The sequence below is a fragment of the Salana multivorans genome (assembly GCF_003751805.1).
GTDB lineage: Bacteria > Actinomycetota > Actinomycetes > Actinomycetales > Beutenbergiaceae > Salana > Salana multivorans.
This window is the reverse complement of record NZ_RKHQ01000001.1, coordinates 598,588-613,453: the sequence shown is the minus strand read 5'-3', so window position 1 is coordinate 613,453 and position 14,866 is coordinate 598,588. Positions and strand designations below refer to the sequence as shown.

Annotated in this window: 14 protein-coding genes and 3 tRNA genes; 11 read left to right on the top strand and 6 right to left on the bottom strand. The window is 74.0% G+C overall.

Annotated elements, in window-relative coordinates; translation table 11 throughout:
• Positions 1–32: 32 nt before the first annotated feature.
• On the bottom strand, positions 33–587 hold the full coding sequence (locus EDD28_RS18035; RefSeq protein WP_123738248.1) for a TetR/AcrR family transcriptional regulator: 555 nt from the start codon (positions 585–587) through the stop codon (positions 33–35).
• Positions 588–736: 149 nt separating this feature from the next.
• Here EDD28_RS18035 and EDD28_RS02890 point away from each other — a divergent pair, with 149 nt between their 5' ends.
• Positions 737–2,458 carry a 3-ketosteroid-delta-1-dehydrogenase gene (locus EDD28_RS02890; RefSeq protein ID WP_123738247.1) on the top strand — a complete coding sequence of 574 codons (1,722 nt, stop codon included), beginning with the start codon at positions 737–739 and terminating at the stop codon, positions 2,456–2,458.
• A 67-nt stretch (positions 2,459–2,525) separates the two neighbouring features.
• Here the strand turns inward: EDD28_RS02890 and EDD28_RS02885 are convergent, their stop codons facing one another.
• A complete protein-coding gene (locus tag EDD28_RS02885) occupies positions 2,526–3,506 on the bottom strand; it encodes an NAD-dependent epimerase/dehydratase family protein (RefSeq protein WP_123738246.1) in 981 nt (326 codons plus the stop codon).
• Positions 3,507–3,833: 327 nt separating this feature from the next.
• Between EDD28_RS02885 and EDD28_RS02880 the strand changes: the two genes are divergently transcribed.
• Positions 3,834–4,706 (top strand): histidine phosphatase family protein, encoded by an 873-nt coding sequence (locus EDD28_RS02880; RefSeq protein WP_123738245.1) that lies wholly within the window; start codon positions 3,834–3,836, stop codon positions 4,704–4,706.
• Between the two features lie 69 nt (positions 4,707–4,775).
• Here EDD28_RS02880 and EDD28_RS02875 read toward each other — a convergent pair whose 3' ends face one another.
• The 3 genes from EDD28_RS02875 to rarD all read right to left on the bottom strand — a co-directional run bounded on the left by EDD28_RS02875 (position 4,776) and on the right by rarD (position 8,175).
• On the bottom strand, positions 4,776–6,671 hold the full coding sequence (locus EDD28_RS02875; protein WP_123738244.1) for a BCCT family transporter: 1,896 nt from the start codon (positions 6,669–6,671) through the stop codon (positions 4,776–4,778).
• 321 nt (positions 6,672–6,992) lie between these two features.
• Positions 6,993–7,073, bottom strand: a tRNA-Tyr gene (locus EDD28_RS02870).
• A gap of 43 nt (positions 7,074–7,116) precedes the next feature.
• A complete protein-coding gene (rarD, locus tag EDD28_RS02865; RefSeq protein ID WP_123738243.1) occupies positions 7,117–8,175 on the bottom strand; it encodes an EamA family transporter RarD in 1,059 nt (352 codons plus the stop codon).
• 57 nt (positions 8,176–8,232) lie between these two features.
• Between rarD and EDD28_RS02860 the strand changes: the two genes are divergently transcribed.
• The 5 genes from EDD28_RS02860 (at position 8,233) to EDD28_RS02840 (ending at position 9,659) form a co-directional block, all read left to right on the top strand.
• Positions 8,233–8,305: transfer RNA gene (locus tag EDD28_RS02860), tRNA-Thr, on the top strand.
• 67 nt (positions 8,306–8,372) lie between these two features.
• Positions 8,373–8,449, top strand: a tRNA-Met gene (locus EDD28_RS02855).
• A 98-nt stretch (positions 8,450–8,547) separates the two neighbouring features.
• Positions 8,548–8,718 (top strand): 50S ribosomal protein L33, encoded by a 171-nt coding sequence (gene rpmG, locus EDD28_RS02850; protein WP_123738242.1) that lies wholly within the window; start codon positions 8,548–8,550, stop codon positions 8,716–8,718.
• Between the two features lie 30 nt (positions 8,719–8,748).
• A complete protein-coding gene (locus tag EDD28_RS02845) occupies positions 8,749–9,201 on the top strand; it encodes an FAS1-like dehydratase domain-containing protein (RefSeq protein ID WP_123738241.1) in 453 nt (150 codons plus the stop codon).
• Positions 9,198–9,659 (top strand): MaoC/PaaZ C-terminal domain-containing protein, encoded by a 462-nt coding sequence (locus EDD28_RS02840; protein ID WP_123738240.1) that lies wholly within the window; start codon positions 9,198–9,200, stop codon positions 9,657–9,659. Before EDD28_RS02845 ends, EDD28_RS02840 begins: the two co-directional genes overlap by 4 nt.
• A gap of 14 nt (positions 9,660–9,673) precedes the next feature.
• Here the strand turns inward: EDD28_RS02840 and EDD28_RS02835 are convergent, their stop codons facing one another.
• Positions 9,674–10,768: a LacI family DNA-binding transcriptional regulator gene (locus EDD28_RS02835; RefSeq protein WP_123738239.1), complete on the bottom strand. Its 1,095-nt coding sequence runs from the start codon at positions 10,766–10,768 to the stop codon at positions 9,674–9,676.
• 127 nt (positions 10,769–10,895) lie between these two features.
• Between EDD28_RS02835 and EDD28_RS02830 the strand changes: the two genes are divergently transcribed.
• From EDD28_RS02830 to EDD28_RS02815, 4 genes are all read left to right on the top strand, one after another.
• Positions 10,896–12,263, top strand: coding sequence for an MFS transporter (locus tag EDD28_RS02830; RefSeq protein WP_123738238.1), 1,368 nt, complete (start codon positions 10,896–10,898; stop codon positions 12,261–12,263).
• Positions 12,264–12,312: 49 nt separating this feature from the next.
• The gene (locus tag EDD28_RS02825) at positions 12,313–13,398 is read left to right on the top strand and encodes a UDP-N-acetylmuramate dehydrogenase (protein ID WP_123738237.1); all 1,086 of its coding nucleotides are present in this window, start codon (positions 12,313–12,315) and stop codon (positions 13,396–13,398) included.
• 64 nt (positions 13,399–13,462) lie between these two features.
• A complete protein-coding gene (locus EDD28_RS02820) occupies positions 13,463–14,083 on the top strand; it encodes a PadR family transcriptional regulator (RefSeq protein WP_123738236.1) in 621 nt (206 codons plus the stop codon).
• Positions 14,080–14,862: an ABC transporter ATP-binding protein gene (locus EDD28_RS02815; RefSeq protein ID WP_123738235.1), complete on the top strand. Its 783-nt coding sequence runs from the start codon at positions 14,080–14,082 to the stop codon at positions 14,860–14,862. The genes EDD28_RS02820 and EDD28_RS02815 overlap by 4 nt, the downstream gene beginning before the upstream one ends.
• Positions 14,863–14,866: the final 4 nt, after the last annotated feature.

The following is a 14,866-nucleotide window of genomic DNA, read 5'->3' as shown; positions in this document are numbered from 1 at the left end:
GCTCTCCTCCCACCGTAGCGCGCGACGCCCGGTCACCAGGGACCGAGCAGCGCCTCGCCGACCTCGACGATCCCCGCGCGCAGGTCGTCGTCGGCCATCGTCGCGAGCGTCGCGTCCGCGGTGTGCGCGGCGAGACCGGACAGGAACATCCCGACGCGCACGACGGTGGCCGGCGTGCCGTCCGGGCCGATGAGCAGCGCGTGCAGCTCGTCGAACGCGGCCGTGGCCGCGCGGGCGGAGTCCTCGGCGAGGACGGCGCCGACGGCGACGTCGCGCAGCATGACCGCGTACACGGCCCGGTTGCCCACGGCGTTGGCCGCGAGGTCGTGGACGAGGAGCCGGCGCCGCTGCGCGAGGTCGGGCACGGTCCGCGCCGCGGCGGTGGCCCGCGCGACCTCGTCGAACGCCGGCGCGAGCACGGCAGCGACGAGCGCCGACTTCGTCCGGAAGTGGTGGTAGACGGCCGCCTTGGTGACGCCGAGGGCGTCCGCGATCTGCTGGAGCGAGGTGCCGGCGACGCCGTTCCTCGCGAACAGGCGCAGGGCGACCTCGAGGATCAGCTCGGCGGGGGCGTCGCCGCGGGGCATGCGGGCTCCTCTCGGGTGGCCGGTGGATCCGGCCGGTGGTGCGGGGCGTGCCCAGTCTTCCGGCTCGCCGGGACCTTTGGAACTTTACGATCGGCTAGGAGCGAGGGATGCTGGAACCACGCCAGACGATCGAGACACGAGGAGCGACGATGCCCACCACCACGACGTCAACCCCCAGGGGGCCGCGAGCCGTCGACGCGACGGTCGACCTGCTCGTCATCGGCTCCGGCACCGGCATGGCCGCCGCGCTGGCGGCGACGGAGCTCGGCCTCGACGCGCTCGTCGTCGAGAAGACCGAGCTCGTCGGCGGCTCCACCGCGCGGTCCGGCGGCGCGTTCTGGGTCCCGGCCAACCCGGCGCTGCTCGCCGACGGCTCCACCGACACCCTGGAGCAGGGGGAGACCTACCTCGACGCCGTCGTCGGCGACTCGGCGCCCAAGGCCCGCCGCGACGCGTTCCTGCGCAACGGTCCGGCCGCCGTCGCGATGCTCCAGCGCCTGACGCCGCTGGAGTTCTTCTGGGCGCGGGGCTACTCGGACTACCACCCCGAGCTGCCCGGGGGGATGGCGGTCGGCCGCACCTGCGAGGCCAAGCCGTTCAACGCGGCGGTCCTCGGGCCGGAGCTCGCCCGACTGCGCGGCGGTGTCGTCGAGGCGCCGGTGCCGATGCCCGTGACTGGCGCCGACTACAAGTGGATGAACCTCATGATGCGCAAGCCGCTCGTGGCCTGGCCGAAGATCCTCAAGCGCGCGACGCAGGGGATCGGCGGGATGGCCGTCGGTCGGCACTACACCGCGGGCGGTCAGGCGATCGCCGCCGGCCTGTTCGCCGGGCTCGTCAGCGCCGGCGTCCCGGTCTGGACGCGGACCGCGCTGACGGAGCTCGTCGCCGAGGCCGGCCGCGTCGTCGGCGCCGTGCTGACGCAGGACGGGCGCGAGGTGACGGTCCGGGCGCGACGCGGCGTCGTGCTGGCCGCCGGCGGGTTCGACCACGACATGGCGTGGCGCCACCGCTACCAGTCGCCGTCGCTGCTCCCGGACGCCTCGCTCGGCTCGCCCGGCAACACGGGCGACGCGATCAGGGCCGGCCTCGCGGTCGGCGGCGAGCTCGACCTCATGCGCGAGGCGTGGTGGTTCCCGGCCGTCGCGCCCGCTGGCCCGGACGCCGCGCCCCAGGTGCTCCTGGCGGAGCGCTCGCTGCCGGGCTCCTTCATCGTCGACCAGGACGGGCGGCGGTTCCTCAACGAGGCCGAGGACTACATGTCCTACGGCCAGCGGGTCCTCGACCTCGAGGCCGCGGGGACGCCCGTGACGCAGATGTGGCTCGTGTTCGACCAGACCTACCGCAACCGGTACATGTTCGCCGGGTCGGTCTACCCGGGCGCGCCGCTCCCGAAGGAGTGGTACGAGGCGGGGATCGCCGTCCAGGCCGACGACGCCCGCGGGCTCGCGGCCGCCGCCGGGCTGCCCGAGGACGACTTCGTCGCCCAGCTCGAGCGGTTCAACCAGCTCGCGTCCTCCGGCGTCGACGGCGACTTCGGACGCGGCAACTCCGCCTACGACCGCTACTACGGTGACCCGACCGAGCAGCCGAACCCCAACCTGCGTCCGCTCGGCGGGAAGCTCTACGCCGTCCGCGTCGTGCTGTCCGATCTCGGCACGTGCGGTGGTCTGCGGGCCGACGAGCACGGGCGCGTCGTTCGTGCCGCCGCGGACGCGTCGACCGACGGCGCGGTGGTCGAGGGGCTGTACGCCCTCGGCAACACCGCGGCCAACGCGTTCGGCACGACCTATCCCGGCGCGGGCGCGACGATCGGGGAGGGCCTCGTCTACGGCTACATCGTCGCGAGGCACGCCGCGTCGCTCGGCTGACCGCGGCTCGATCGACGCCGGACGGCCCCGGCGCGATCGCGCCGGGGCCGTCCCGCGTCGGCGGGTGCTACACGGTCGCCGGGTGGGCGACGCACCAGGCGAAGGTCTCGCGGATGGCCGCCGGCACGTCGTCATCACCCATCCCGAGGACGGAGCTCAGCCCCGGGTCGGACACCGCGTCGCGCGCCTGGAACTCGGCGGTGTCGACCATGTGGATGCCGTGCTCGAGGCCCGCGGCGGCCGTCTGCGCGTCGATCTGCGCGAACGCCGGGAGGAAGGCCTCCTTCGGTGCGACGACGACGTCCCGCGGGTCGCGCCCGATCGCCTCGCAGGCGAGCCGGTGGAGCTCGGCGTAGCCGAGGTCGTAGGCGTTGATGGGGTACCGGCCGCCGTGCGTCCCGTGCTCCATGGCGCCGACCGCCGCCCGGCCGACCTGGCGCGCCGTGACCGACGACGTCGATCCCGCGGGGACCGCGACGACCGGCTGCTGGCTCGCGACGACGTCCAGGACGAACTGCCACAGCGGCCGCTGCCCGGCGACGAGCCCGAAGATGTAGGGCAGGCGCAGCGTCATGACGTCCATCGCGCCGATGCCCTCGAGCTCGGCGATCTCCTCCTGGGCGAGGCGGGTGCGCGGGTAGCCGTTCGCCGCGTAGGGGATGTCGGTGTACTCCTGCGCGAACTGCGCCGTGTACGAGCCGAAGACGACGAGCTTGCGGACGCCGGCCCGGCGCGCGAGCCGCGCGAGCCGCTGGGTGGAGCGCACGTTGGCCTCGTAGAAGAAGTGCGCGGCCGGCGCGGGTGGCGTCGTTCGCTCGTCGGCGCCGATGGCGTAGAAGACGGCGTGCTTGCCGTCGAGCAGGGCGAGGACGTCCTCGTCCGGCATCTCCTCGAGGTTGCCCCAGACCGCCTCGACCCGCTCGGGCAGCAGGCCGTCGGGCGCTCCCGGCAGCGCCAGGCTGGTGACGTCGTGCCCGCGCTCCAGCAGCTCGGTGACGGTGTGGAAGCCGAGGAGGCCGGTGCCTCCGACGACGAGGGTTGCGCTCATGCTGGCTCCTGGGGGCGGGCCGCCGCGGCTGGTCCGGGCGGGCGGGGAGGTGCGGTGGTCACCGGTCCCGGTGACCCATCTCCCACGCTAGGAGCCGTCGGGTCGCGGGTGCCGGGCCCAAGTACCTAGCCGGTCGGCAAGGTAGTGCTCTGGTCACGACTCGACCACGATCGGTCGACGAGGAGTCAAGTCGTCGTACAACCTGTGCCGCGAAAGCGACAGGTTGTGCATGCGCCGCCCGCAAGAAACCGGGCGGCTGGTTCGGTGTCGGTGTCGCGACATGGCCGTCGCGACTCGTTCCCCGTCCGATCCAACGAAGGACCGTTCATGAAGGCACTCACGAAGACCGCAGCGGCCGCAGTGCTCCTGGTCGCCCTCGCCGGCTGCACCCAGGCGCCGGCGGGCCAGAGCCCGACCGAGGCGTCGTCGACCCCGTCGTCCGACGCCTCCGCCGGGGCATCGACCGACGGCTCGGCCGAGCCGACCGGCGAGGTCACCACCGACGAGATCACGATCTACGTCGTCCGGCACGGACGCACCATGCTCAACACCACCGACCGCGTCCAGGGCTGGTCGGACGCCGTCCTCACGCCCGAGGGCGAGGAGGTGGTCGAGGCGGCCGGGCGCGGTCTCGCCGACGTCGAGTTCCAGTCCGCGTACAGCAGCGACAGCGGCCGCGCCATCCAGACGGCCGAGATCATCCTCGCGGCGAACGGTGCCTCGGGGGACCTCGCCCTCGTCCACGACCCGCGGCTGCGCGAGTTCAACTTCGGCACGTGGGAGGGCGACCTCAACCACACGATGTGGCAGGCCATCGCCGACGACCAGGGCGTGACGCTGGAGGAGTTCCAGGCCACCTTCACCCCCGAGGTCTTCGCGAACTCGGTCGCGAAGCTCGACGCCCAGAACCCCGAGGCGGCCAAGAACTGGCCCGCGGAGGACTACGCGACGATCGAGGCCCGGCTGAGCGAGGCGCTGGACGAGATCGTGGCGACCGAGACGGCCAAGGGCAACGGCAACGTCCTCCTCGTCTCGCACGGGCTCAGCATCTCGGCCCTGTTCGACATGCTCATCGAGGACTACGAGGGACCCCAGGGCGGCCTGAAGAACGCGTCGGTGTCGATCCTGAGGTACGCCGACGGTGAGTACACGCTGGAGTCGCTCAACGACGTCAGCTACATCGAGGCCGGCCAGGGGTAGCCGGCGGACCCCGGTCGCCGGGCGGGCCTCCCGAGGGTCCGCCCGGCGACCGGGGCCAGCCTCGCGGGGCTAGGGGGCGCGGCCGTCCGTGCCGGCGTCCGCGTCCCGTCCCGCGGCGTCGGTGCCTCGTCCCGCGGCATCGGTGCCCACGCCCGCGGTGCTCGTCCCCGGGTCCGCCGCGGTGCCCGGGCGCGGCTCGCCGTCGTCCGAGCCGCGCGGCGGGCGCAGGATCGGCATCTCGAGCGCGCGGATGACGCGGCGCCCGAGGTCGCGTGCCGGCGGCCGTCGCCACGGGGTGATCGGCGGCGCCGGCTCGGTGATCGCGAGGACGAGGGAGTCGCGCAGCTCGGGGTCGTTCGCGACGGCCTCGACGACGTGCGCCGCCACCTCGTCCCGGTCGGCCAGCCGGTCGCGCACCTGCAGGCGCGCGTTCTCCCGGGAGAGCGACTTCGCCAGCGCCACCATCATCCCGATGAGGACGACGCTGAACGGCAGCGCGATGAGGATCGTCGCCGTCCGCATCGTGTCGAGGCCGCCGCGCAGGAGCAGGACGATCCCGACCGCGCCGAGCGCCGCCGTCCACAGGATGCGCATCGGGATGGACGGCTCCGTCCGGCCGGAGGAGAGCATCCCGACGACGAGCGCGCCGGAGTCGGCGGAGGTGACGAAGAAGACGGCGATGAGCAGGAGCATCGCGGCGATCCCGATGCGGCCGGCGCCGAGTCCGTCGAGCAGGTCGAACATGACGAAGTCGACGGGGACGTCGCCGTTCGCGTCGGTGAGGTCGCCGGGGCCGAAGAGCTGCCGGTGGATCGCCGCGCCGCCGAAGACGCCGAACCAGACGAACGTCACGAGCGTCGGCGCGAGCATCGTCCCGAGCACGAACTGCCGGATCGTCCGCCCGCGCGAGATGCGCGCGATGAACAGCCCGACGAACGGCGCCCAGGAGATCCACCAGCCCCAGTAGAAGACCGTCCAGGACTGCTTCCACTCGGCTCCGGCGTCGCCGTCGTAGGCGAGCAGGTCGAAGGACAGGCCGACGTAGCCCTGGAGGAAGGCGCCGATCGACTCGATCGTCTCGCGCAGGAGGAACAGGGTCGGGCCGAGCGCGACGACGACGAGCAGCAGGACGCCAGCCAGGACCATGTTGAGGTTCGACAGGATCCGGATCCCGCGGTCGACGCCGGAGACGACGGAGATGGTGGCGAGGATCGTGACGGCGACGACGACCACGACCTGGACGATGGGGGTCGCGGGGGCGAGCCCGGTGTGGTCGAGGCCGGCGGTGATCTGGAGGGCGCCGAAGCCGAGCGTCGTCGCGACGCCGAAGACGGTGCCGAGGACCGTGACGATGTCGATCGCGTCGCCGAGCCCGCCCTTGACGCGGCTGCCGAGCACGGGCTCGAGCGCCCAGCGGAAGGAGAGCGGGCGACGCCGCCGGTGGAGCGTGTAGGCGATGGCGAGGCCGACGGCCGCGTAGATCGCCCAGGCCTGCGGACCCCAGTGCAGGAACGTCTGCACCATCGCGGCCTGCGCGAGCTCAGGGCCGGTCCCCGTGGTCCCGGGACGCGGGTGGACAAAGTGGGACAGCGGCTCCGCCGGTCCCCAGAACACCAGGCCGATGCCCATGCCGCAGGCGAAGACCATCGAGAACCACGCGCCGAGGGAGAACTCGGGTGGCTCGTCGTCGCGGCCGAGCCGGATGCGCCCGCTCGGGCCGAACGCGAGGATGAGGCAGAACACGACGAGCGCCACGACCAGCAGCGTGTAGAACCAGCCGAACGAGCCGATGACGTTGCGCTCCAGCCAGGTGAGGGCCCGCTCGGTCTGCTCGGGCAGCAGCAGCGTGACGGCGAGGAACGCCAGGATGAGGGCGACCGAGACGCGCAGCACCGTCCCGGCGCTGGCCTCGCTGCGGCGCTCCGCGGCCGACGGACGCGGCGGGGTCGGGACAGGGGTGCTCATGGATCGGACGTCCTTCCGGCTCTCGGCGTCGTGCCGACGGCGCAGTGTCCGGACTCTCCGGCACCCACTGCAGGACGGGGCTCTCCCGCCGGTCCGCGAGCCCAGGGCTGGGCGCGACCGACTCGTCGGGAGCGGGTGCGGACCGTACGCCCGGGGTGGCGTCGGACGCGCTCGACGCGGTCCCGATCCCCGGACGTAGGCAAAGACCTTACCAAGGGATGGTGCGCGGCCGGTCCCGTCGTGGCGGCGCGGCGGTGGCCACGGCGGCCCGGATGCGACGAGGGCCCGGAATCTCGGCGATTCCGGGCCCTCGTCCTGAGGTGGCGGGTGAGGGATTCGAACCCCCGAAGCTCTCGCAGCTGATTTACAGTCAGCCCCCTTTGGCCACTCGGGTAACCCGCCGTGTTCAGTTGTCGCCGTGCCCGGGAGCGGTCGTCCGCCCCGGTCAGGGCCGGTCAATCGTAGCCGACGTTCCGCCGTTCCGCGAAACCGGCGGCGCCGGCCTCGGCTCGGGTGCCCCGTCGGGTTCCGTCGCGGGCGTCGGCCCGCCCTCGGGATGGGCCGCCTCCTCCCCGTCCCGGTCCCCGGCGCGACGCGGCCGCGGCGTCCGGCGCAGGCGGCGGAGGCCGTCGGCGGTCAGGACGAGAAGGCCGACCCAGACGAGCCCGAACCCGATCCAGCGCGCCGTCGGCATCGGCTCGCCGATCACGAGGACCGCGACGAGGAGCTGCATGACCGGCGCGATGTACTGCAGCGATCCCATCGTCGCGAGCGGCAGCCGCCGCGCTGCCGCGGCGAACAGCAGGAGCGGCACGGCCGTGATCGGCCCGGACAGCGCGAGCGCGACGCCGTACCAGACCGGGTCCGGGACGTGGACGCCGGGGTGCCCGAACGCCGCGATGCCGCGCGCCTGGAGCCAGCCGAGGTAGCCGATCGCCACCGGGGCGAGCACGAGCGTCTCGACGGTGAGCCCCGGCACGGCGCCGACCCGGCCGCCGATGCGGTTCTTGATCAGCCCGTACAGCCCGAACGAGAACGCGAGGACGAGCGAGATCCACGGGACGCGCCCGTACCCGACGACGATGACGAGGACCGCGGCCGCCGTGAGACCGAGCGCGACCCACTGCGCCGTCGCCAGTCGCTCGCGCAGGACGAGGAGGGCGAGCAGCGACGTCACGATCGGGTTGATGAAGTACCCGAGCGCGGCGTCGGCCGCGTGCGCCGTGGCGACCGCGTAGACGTAGGTGATCCAGTTGACGGCGATGAGGACGGCGGCGACGGCGAGCGTCCCGAGCGTCCGGCCCTCGCGCAGGAGCGCGAGGAGGTCGCGCCAGGAGCGGGTGAGGACGAGCAGGAGCGCGCAGAAGCCGAGGCTCCACAGGATGCGGTGCGCCACCACCTCGACGGGCGCCGCGGGCGCCAGGACGAGGAAGTAGAGCGGGAGGAAACCCCACAGCACGTAGGCGCCGAGGCCGGTGAGCAGACCACCGCGGGAACCAGGCACCGGTCGAGGCTACGCGATTTCGCATCCGCGGCGGGTTGCGTGTACCCTCGCATGGCTGCCCCAATAGCTCAGTCGGCAGAGCGTCTCCATGGTAAGGAGAAGGTCAAGGGTTCGATTCCCTTTTGGGGCTCTGATTGCTGCCTCTCGCAGGCGTGCGACACTACGGTGTCGCCTCTCGCGAGAGGTGGGCGATCGGCGGCGGGATAGCTCAGACGGTTAGAGCGCACGACTCATAATCGTGAGGTCGCGGGTTCGATCCCCGCTCCCGCTACCAGACGCGGCTCTCGGGCCGCTTTTCGCGTGCCATCGCCCGGGCTGCAGCGGTGGCCCGGGCAGGACCAAGCAGTCGCCAGCTGAGAGAAGGACCAGGCCGTGGCCAGCAAGACCTCTGACATCCGCCCGAAGATCACGCTCGCGTGCTCGGAGTGCAAGGAGCGCAACTACATCACGCGCAAGAACCGTCGGAACAACCCCGACCGGCTCGAGCTGAAGAAGTTCTGCTCGCGCTGCAACGCCTCCACCTCGCACCGCGAGACCCGCTGAGCCCTCGGCTCCTGCGGTAGGCGCACGAGCGTGGGCGACGTCGATCTCTCCCGGGTCGGGAGTGTCTTCACGGGCACTCCCGCGTACGAGGTGACGCGCCGCGCCATCGCCGCCTTCGCCGACGTCACCGGCGCCGCCAGCCCGATCCACCGCGACCCCGCGGCCGCTCGGGCTGCCGGCTTCTCCGACGTCGTCGCCCCGGTAACCTTCGCGGTGGCCGTCGCCCAGGAGGCCGAGTCGGAGTACATCGCCGACCCGGCCTCCGGCATCGACTTCTCGCGCGTCGTCCACGCCGACGAGACGTTCACCCACCACCGGCCGATCGTCGCCGGCGAGTCGCTCAGCACGGCCGTCCACGTCGACGCCATCACGGCGCGCGGCGGGTTGACGCTGGTCACCACGCGCACGGAGATCAGTGACCCGGCCGGGGAGCCCGTCGCCTCGGTCGTCTCGACGCTGGCCGTCCGCGGGGCCGACGCATGAGCGCCGGGGTCGCGGAGAACCCGCTGGTCTCGGCCGCGGTGGGCGACGTGGTCGTCGAGCGCGAGGTCGAGCTCTCGCGCGACCGCCTCGTGCGGTACGCCTCCGCGAGCGGCGACTTCAACCCGATCCACTACAACGACGCGTTCGCGCAGTCCGTCGGCCTGCCCGGCGTCATCGCGCACGGGATGCTCACGATGGGCGTCGTCGGTGGTGCGCTGACCGACTGGCTCGAGAGCTGGGACCCGGCCGGCATCGCCCGCGTCGCCCGCTACGGGACGCGGTTCGCCCGTCCCATCCCCGTGCCGGCGCTGGAGTCGGTGCGCGTCGTCGTCACCGGCACCGTCGGGGCCTTCGGCCTCGCCGACGACGCCGGGGCGCCCTGCGTCCGCGTCGACCTCAGGGCGACGCTCGACGGGGTCTCCGTCCTGGCGAAGACGCAGGCGCTCGTCCGCGTCTGACCCGTCGCGCCGTCCTACCGGCGCGGTGCCGGACCCAGCGTCGTGCCCGGCCGCGGCGTCACCTCGAGCACGACCTGCCTCGGCTCCTCGCCCCGCGACATCGCGATCGCCAGCTCGCTCGCGAGCTGACCCTTGCGCACGGCCGGCTGCTCGACGGACTCCAGGACGTCGGGCGCCAGCCACGGCAGGTCGACCCCGTCGAAGCCGGTGACGCTGAGGTCCTCGGGGATGCGCAGCCCGGCCTCGCGCGCGGCGAGCACGACACCGGCCGCCAGCAGGTCGGACAGCGCCATGATCGCGGTCGGCGGCTCGGGCAGGGCGAGCAGCGCCTTGGCCGCCTCGAAGCCCTCCTCGACCAGCGAGCCGCGCGTCTCGTAGACCGCGACCGGCTCGATGCCGCCGGCCAGCAGGCCGGCCATGCGCTCGGACGTCCAGCGGGGTGCGCCGAGGGCGACCTCGAGATCGTCGCGCAACCCGGGTCGGGCCGGCCACGACCAGGGCAGGGTGACGAAGGCGACGCGCTCGTGACCCGCCCGCCGGACGCGGCGCGCCAGCTCGGCCAGCCCCTTCGCGTCGTCGACGACGACGCTGGAGACGTCCGGCGCGACGGACTCCATGAGGACGACGGGGACGCCGCGCGCGACCAGCGCGCGGACGACCGGGTCGTCCAGGTCGGGGCCGTGCAGGAAGATGGCCGCGTCCATCGCGGCCTGGGCCGCGAGGCCGGGCCCGGGCGCGACCGGCTCGTCCACCCCGGGCGCGACGTTCGCCCAGTGGGCGACCGGGTCGGCGCCGGCCCGGATGAGCAGCATGCCGCGGTCGTGCGCGTCGAGCGCGTCCGCGATGCCGTCGATCGTGCGGATGCCGACGGGGTCGCGCAGGTGCAGCGCGAGCTCGCCGTGGGCGACGACGCCGATGACGCCGCTGCGGCCGCGGCGCAGGGAGCGGGCGAGCGGGTCGGGGCCGGTGAACCCCAGCTCCTGGGCCGCGGCGAGCACGCGCTCGCGAGTGGCGGCGGAGACGGGGCCGGTGCCGGAGAAGGTGAGCGAGGCCGTGGAGGGCGACACCCCGGCCAGCCGCGCGACCTCGGCGAGCGTTGGACGGGCCATGGCGGACTGCCTTCGTGTCGGGAGCCGGCGGGCCGGGTCGGCCCTCCGGGACGACGGCGCCCGCGCCCGGTGCCGGAACCCGGTCCGGCGGTCGCGAGCCGCCCTCGTCGTGCCCCACACTAGTGGTATGGGTCGAAACGATTCGACGGAGCCCGTCGCGACGTCCGGCGCCACCCCGTCGCGAGGGGTCGGCGCGCTCGGGTCGCGCGCACCGAGGCCGCGTGCGCCGCGCCGGGTCCGCGCCGCCTCGTGGGCCGTGTTCGGCGTCTTCGTCCTCAACGGGTTCATCTTCGCGTCGTGGGTCTCGCGCATCCCCGCCGTCCGCGACGGGCTGGAGCTGCGTCCGTCGACGATCGGTCTCGTCCTGCTCGTCGGCTCGCTCGGCTCGGTGGGGTCGCTGCCGCTCGCCGGCCCCCTGGCCGAGCGGATCGGCACGAGGCGGACCGCGATGCTCGGCGCGTGCGTCGCGTGCCTCGGCTACCTCGGCGTCGTCGGCGCCTACCTGATCGGCAGCATCCCGCTCATGGCGGTCGCGATGGCGTTCGGGTCGGTCGGGATCGCGACCTGGGACGTCTCGATGAACCTCGAGGGCGCCATGGTCGAGCAGGGCCTCGGGCGCTCGATCATGCCGGTCTACCACGCGGGGTTCTCCGGCGGGACGGTCATCGGCGCCGGGGTCGGGACGCTCGCGGCGCGCGCGGAGATCCCGTTCGAGGTGCACGTGCCGGTGGCCTGCGTGGTCGCGGTCCTCGCCGTCGTGGTGGCGGTGCGCTGGTTCCTGCCGGAGCGGACGGGTGTGGACGGGGCCGTCGGGAGCGGAGCGGACGTGCCCGCCGCGACGACCGCGCCGGGCGCCACGGCCGCGACGTCGCCGGCCGTGCGGAGCAACCCGTTCGGCGCGTGGCTCGAGCCGCGCACGCTGCTCATCGGCCTGCTCGTGCTGTCCGCCGCGCTGACCGAGGGCTCCGCCAACGACTGGCTCAGCCTCGCCAGCATCGAGGCGTTCGACCTCACGAACTCCGGCGGCGCGGCCATGCTGACCGTCTTCCTCGTCGCCATGACGAGCATGCGGTTCCTCGGGACGCCGCTCCTGGACCGGCTGGGCCGCGTCGTCGTGCTCCGGGTGTGCATCGTGCTCGCGCTCGTGGGGCTGGCCCTGTTCGGGTTCGCGCCCGTCCAGTGGGTCGCGATCGTCGGCGTGGTGCTCTGGGGCTGCGGGGCGGCGCTCGGCTTCCCGGTCGGGATGTCCGCGGCGTCCGACGAGCCCGAGCGGGCCGCGGCGCGCGTGTCCGTCGTCGCGACGATCGGGTACACGGCGTTCCTCGCCGGGCCGCCGATCCTCGGCTTCATCGCCGACCACGTCGGCTACCGCGGCGCGCTCCTGTGCATCCTCGTGCCGCTCGGCGTCAGCCTGTTCGTCACGCGGTCCGCCGCCCCGCCGCCCGGCTCGGTCGGTGCGACGGAGGATCCGGTGGACGTCCCGCTCGTCCGCTGACCCCCTCGCCGAGGGTCCGGCGGCCGGCCCTGGAACTACGCTCGATCCCATGACGACGCTCGCCGACCTCACCACCCTGCGCGTCGGCGGCCCGGTCGCCGAGTACGTCGAGGCGACGACGGAGGCGGAGATCCTCGACGTCGTCCGCCGGGCCGACGCCGAGGGGCGCCAGCTCCTCGTCCTGGGCGGCGGGTCCAACCTGCTGGCATCGGACGAGCCGTTCGACGGCGTCGTCGTCCGCGACCTGCGCCGCGGTCTCGCGCTTCGGGAGTCCTCGGCGTGCGGCGGTGCCGACGTTGTCATCCCCGCCGGGCACGGGTGGGACGACGTCGTGGTCGAGGCGATCGAGAACGACTGGTCGGGGATCGAGGCCCTGTCGGGGATCCCGGGGTCGGTCGGCGCGACGCCGGTGCAGAACGTCGGCGCCTACGGCCAGGAGGTCGGGGACGTGCTCGCATTCGTGCGGACGTGGGACCGCGGCACCGGCCGGATCAGGACGCTCGCTCGCTCCGAGCTGGGCCTCGGCTACCGCACGTCGATCCTCAAGCGATCGATGCGGGACGGCGACCCGGTCGGGGACGACGGCGAGCCGGCCCGCCGCTGGGCGCCGACGCCGCGCTACGTCGTGCTCGAGGTCGGCCTCCAGCTCCCGCTCGCGTCGCGCTCGGCCCCGGTGCGGTACGCGGAGCTGGCGCGGACGCTCGGCGTCGAGGTCGGTGCCCGCGTGCCGTCGCGCGACGTGCGCGCCGCGGTCCTCGGGCTGCGTCGCGGCAAGGGCATGGTGCTCGACGCGGCCGACCACGACACCTGGTCCGCCGGCTCGTTCTTCACCAACCCGATCGTCTCCGACGCGGTCGCCGCCGGCCTGCCCGAGGGGGCGCCGCGCTTCCCGCTCGGGGACGGGCGGGTCAAGACGTCGGCGGCCTGGCTCATCAGCACGGCGGGGTTCGAGCGGGGGTTCGGCCTGCCCGGTCCGGCGTCGCTGTCGACGAAGCACTCGCTGGCGCTGACCAACCGCGGCACGGCGACGGCGGCCGACCTCCTCGCCCTCGCCCGGACCGTGCGCGACGGCGTCGCCGCGGCCTTCGGCATCGTCCTGGAACCGGAACCGGTGCTGCTCGGCGTGGAGCTGTAGCGCTCGGCGGTGGTTTCCGAGTAACGTGCAGTCAGCGGTTACCCGGAAACCATCGGAGGATTCCATGTCGGTACGCAACGGGCTGGTCGCGCTCCTCGCCGAGCGCCCCATGGGCGTCTACGAGCTGCGCAAGGAGTTCGACGCGCGCACGGGCGGCACCTGGCCGCTCAACATCGGGCAGGTCTACACGACCGTCCAGCGCCTGGTCCGGGACGGTCTCGTCGAGCCCGTCCCCGAGGAGTACGAGGCCGGCGACGTCGACCCGTACCGCCTCACCCGGGCCGGGTACGACGAGGCCGAGAGCTGGTGGCGCCGTCCGGTCGACCGCGCGACGCCGACCCGCGACGAGCTCGCGATCAAGCTGGCGCTCGCGGTGACGTCGCCGGACGTCGACGTCGCGGCCGTCGTGCACGCGCAGCGCGTCGAGTCGATGCGGGCCCTGCGCGACTACACGCGGCTCAAGGCGCGGCTGCCCGAGCGCCCCTCGTCCGGCGACCTCGCCTGGTCGCTCGTGCTCGACAGCCTCGTCTTCGCCGCCGAGGCCGAGGTCCGCTGGCTCGACCACGTGGAGGCCGCGGTCGCCCGCGCCGAGCTGGCGCACGGCGCGTCGGCGTCGGACGACTCGCCGGGGGCGTCGGACACCCCGCCCGTTCCGCGCCCCGCGACGAGCAGGACGCGGCGATGAGCCCCGCGACCGAGGCGTCCGAGCCCTCGCCCGTGCTCCTCGAGCTCGTCGGCGTGACCCGGGTGCACGGCGACGGGGAGCGGCGCGTCGTCGCCCTGCGCGAGGTGGACCTGCGGGTCCGGCTCGGCGAGCTCGTGGCGGTCATGGGGCCGTCCGGGTCGGGGAAGTCGACGCTGCTCAACGTCGCCGGCGGGCTCGACACGCCGCAGTCCGGCGCGATCCGGCTGGGCCGGGACGTGCTGACGGACCTCGACGTCGCCGGCCGCGCCGCGCTGCGCCGACGCAAGGTCGGCTACGTGTTCCAGGACCTCAACCTCATCCCGGCGCTCACCGCCGCGGAGAACGTCTCGCTCCCGCGGGAGCTCGACGGCGTCCCCTCGCGCCAGGCGCGCAAGGAGGCGCGGGCCGCGCTCGCCGAGGTCGGCGTCGTCGAGCTCGCGGACCGGTTCCCCGAGGAGATGTCCGGCGGGCAGCAGCAGCGGGTGGCGATCGCGCGAGCCCTGGTCGGCCCGCGCCGGCTCGTCCTCGCCGACGAGCCGACCGGCGCGCTCGACTCCCACACGGGCGAGGCGGTCATGCGGGTCCTGCGCCAGCGCGTCGACGCGGGTGCGGCCGGCCTGCTGGTGACGCACGACCCGCGGTTCGCGGCCTGGGCGGACCGGACGGTCTACCTGCGCGACGGCGTGATCGTCGACGCGACCTCGGACGACGACGCGTCGGAGCTGCTGGTCGGCGCCGGGACGGGGCGCGGGCGGCACGCCGGCGACGCCGGGGACTGAGGGC

What these genes read in the sequence shown, in the direction of transcription:
- EDD28_RS18035 (WP_123738248.1), bottom strand. Translation starts at nt 587, where the DNA reads ATGCCCCGCGGCGACGCCCCCGCCGAGCTGATCCTCGAGGTCGCCCTG.
- EDD28_RS02890 (WP_123738247.1), top strand. Translation starts at nt 737, where the DNA reads ATGCCCACCACCACGACGTCAACCCCCAGGGGGCCGCGAGCCGTCGAC.
- EDD28_RS02885 (WP_123738246.1), bottom strand. Translation starts at nt 3,506, where the DNA reads ATGAGCGCAACCCTCGTCGTCGGAGGCACCGGCCTCCTCGGCTTCCAC.
- EDD28_RS02880 (WP_123738245.1), top strand. Translation starts at nt 3,834, where the DNA reads ATGAAGGCACTCACGAAGACCGCAGCGGCCGCAGTGCTCCTGGTCGCC.
- EDD28_RS02875 (WP_123738244.1), bottom strand. Translation starts at nt 6,671, where the DNA reads ATGAGCACCCCTGTCCCGACCCCGCCGCGTCCGTCGGCCGCGGAGCGC.
- EDD28_RS02840 (WP_123738240.1), top strand. Translation starts at nt 9,198, where the DNA reads ATGAGCGCCGGGGTCGCGGAGAACCCGCTGGTCTCGGCCGCGGTGGGC.
- EDD28_RS02835 (WP_123738239.1), bottom strand. Translation starts at nt 10,768, where the DNA reads ATGGCCCGTCCAACGCTCGCCGAGGTCGCGCGGCTGGCCGGGGTGTCG.
- EDD28_RS02830 (WP_123738238.1), top strand. Translation starts at nt 10,896, where the DNA reads ATGGGTCGAAACGATTCGACGGAGCCCGTCGCGACGTCCGGCGCCACC.
- EDD28_RS02825 (WP_123738237.1), top strand. Translation starts at nt 12,313, where the DNA reads ATGACGACGCTCGCCGACCTCACCACCCTGCGCGTCGGCGGCCCGGTC.
- EDD28_RS02820 (WP_123738236.1), top strand. Translation starts at nt 13,463, where the DNA reads ATGTCGGTACGCAACGGGCTGGTCGCGCTCCTCGCCGAGCGCCCCATG.
- EDD28_RS02815 (WP_123738235.1), top strand. Translation starts at nt 14,080, where the DNA reads ATGAGCCCCGCGACCGAGGCGTCCGAGCCCTCGCCCGTGCTCCTCGAG.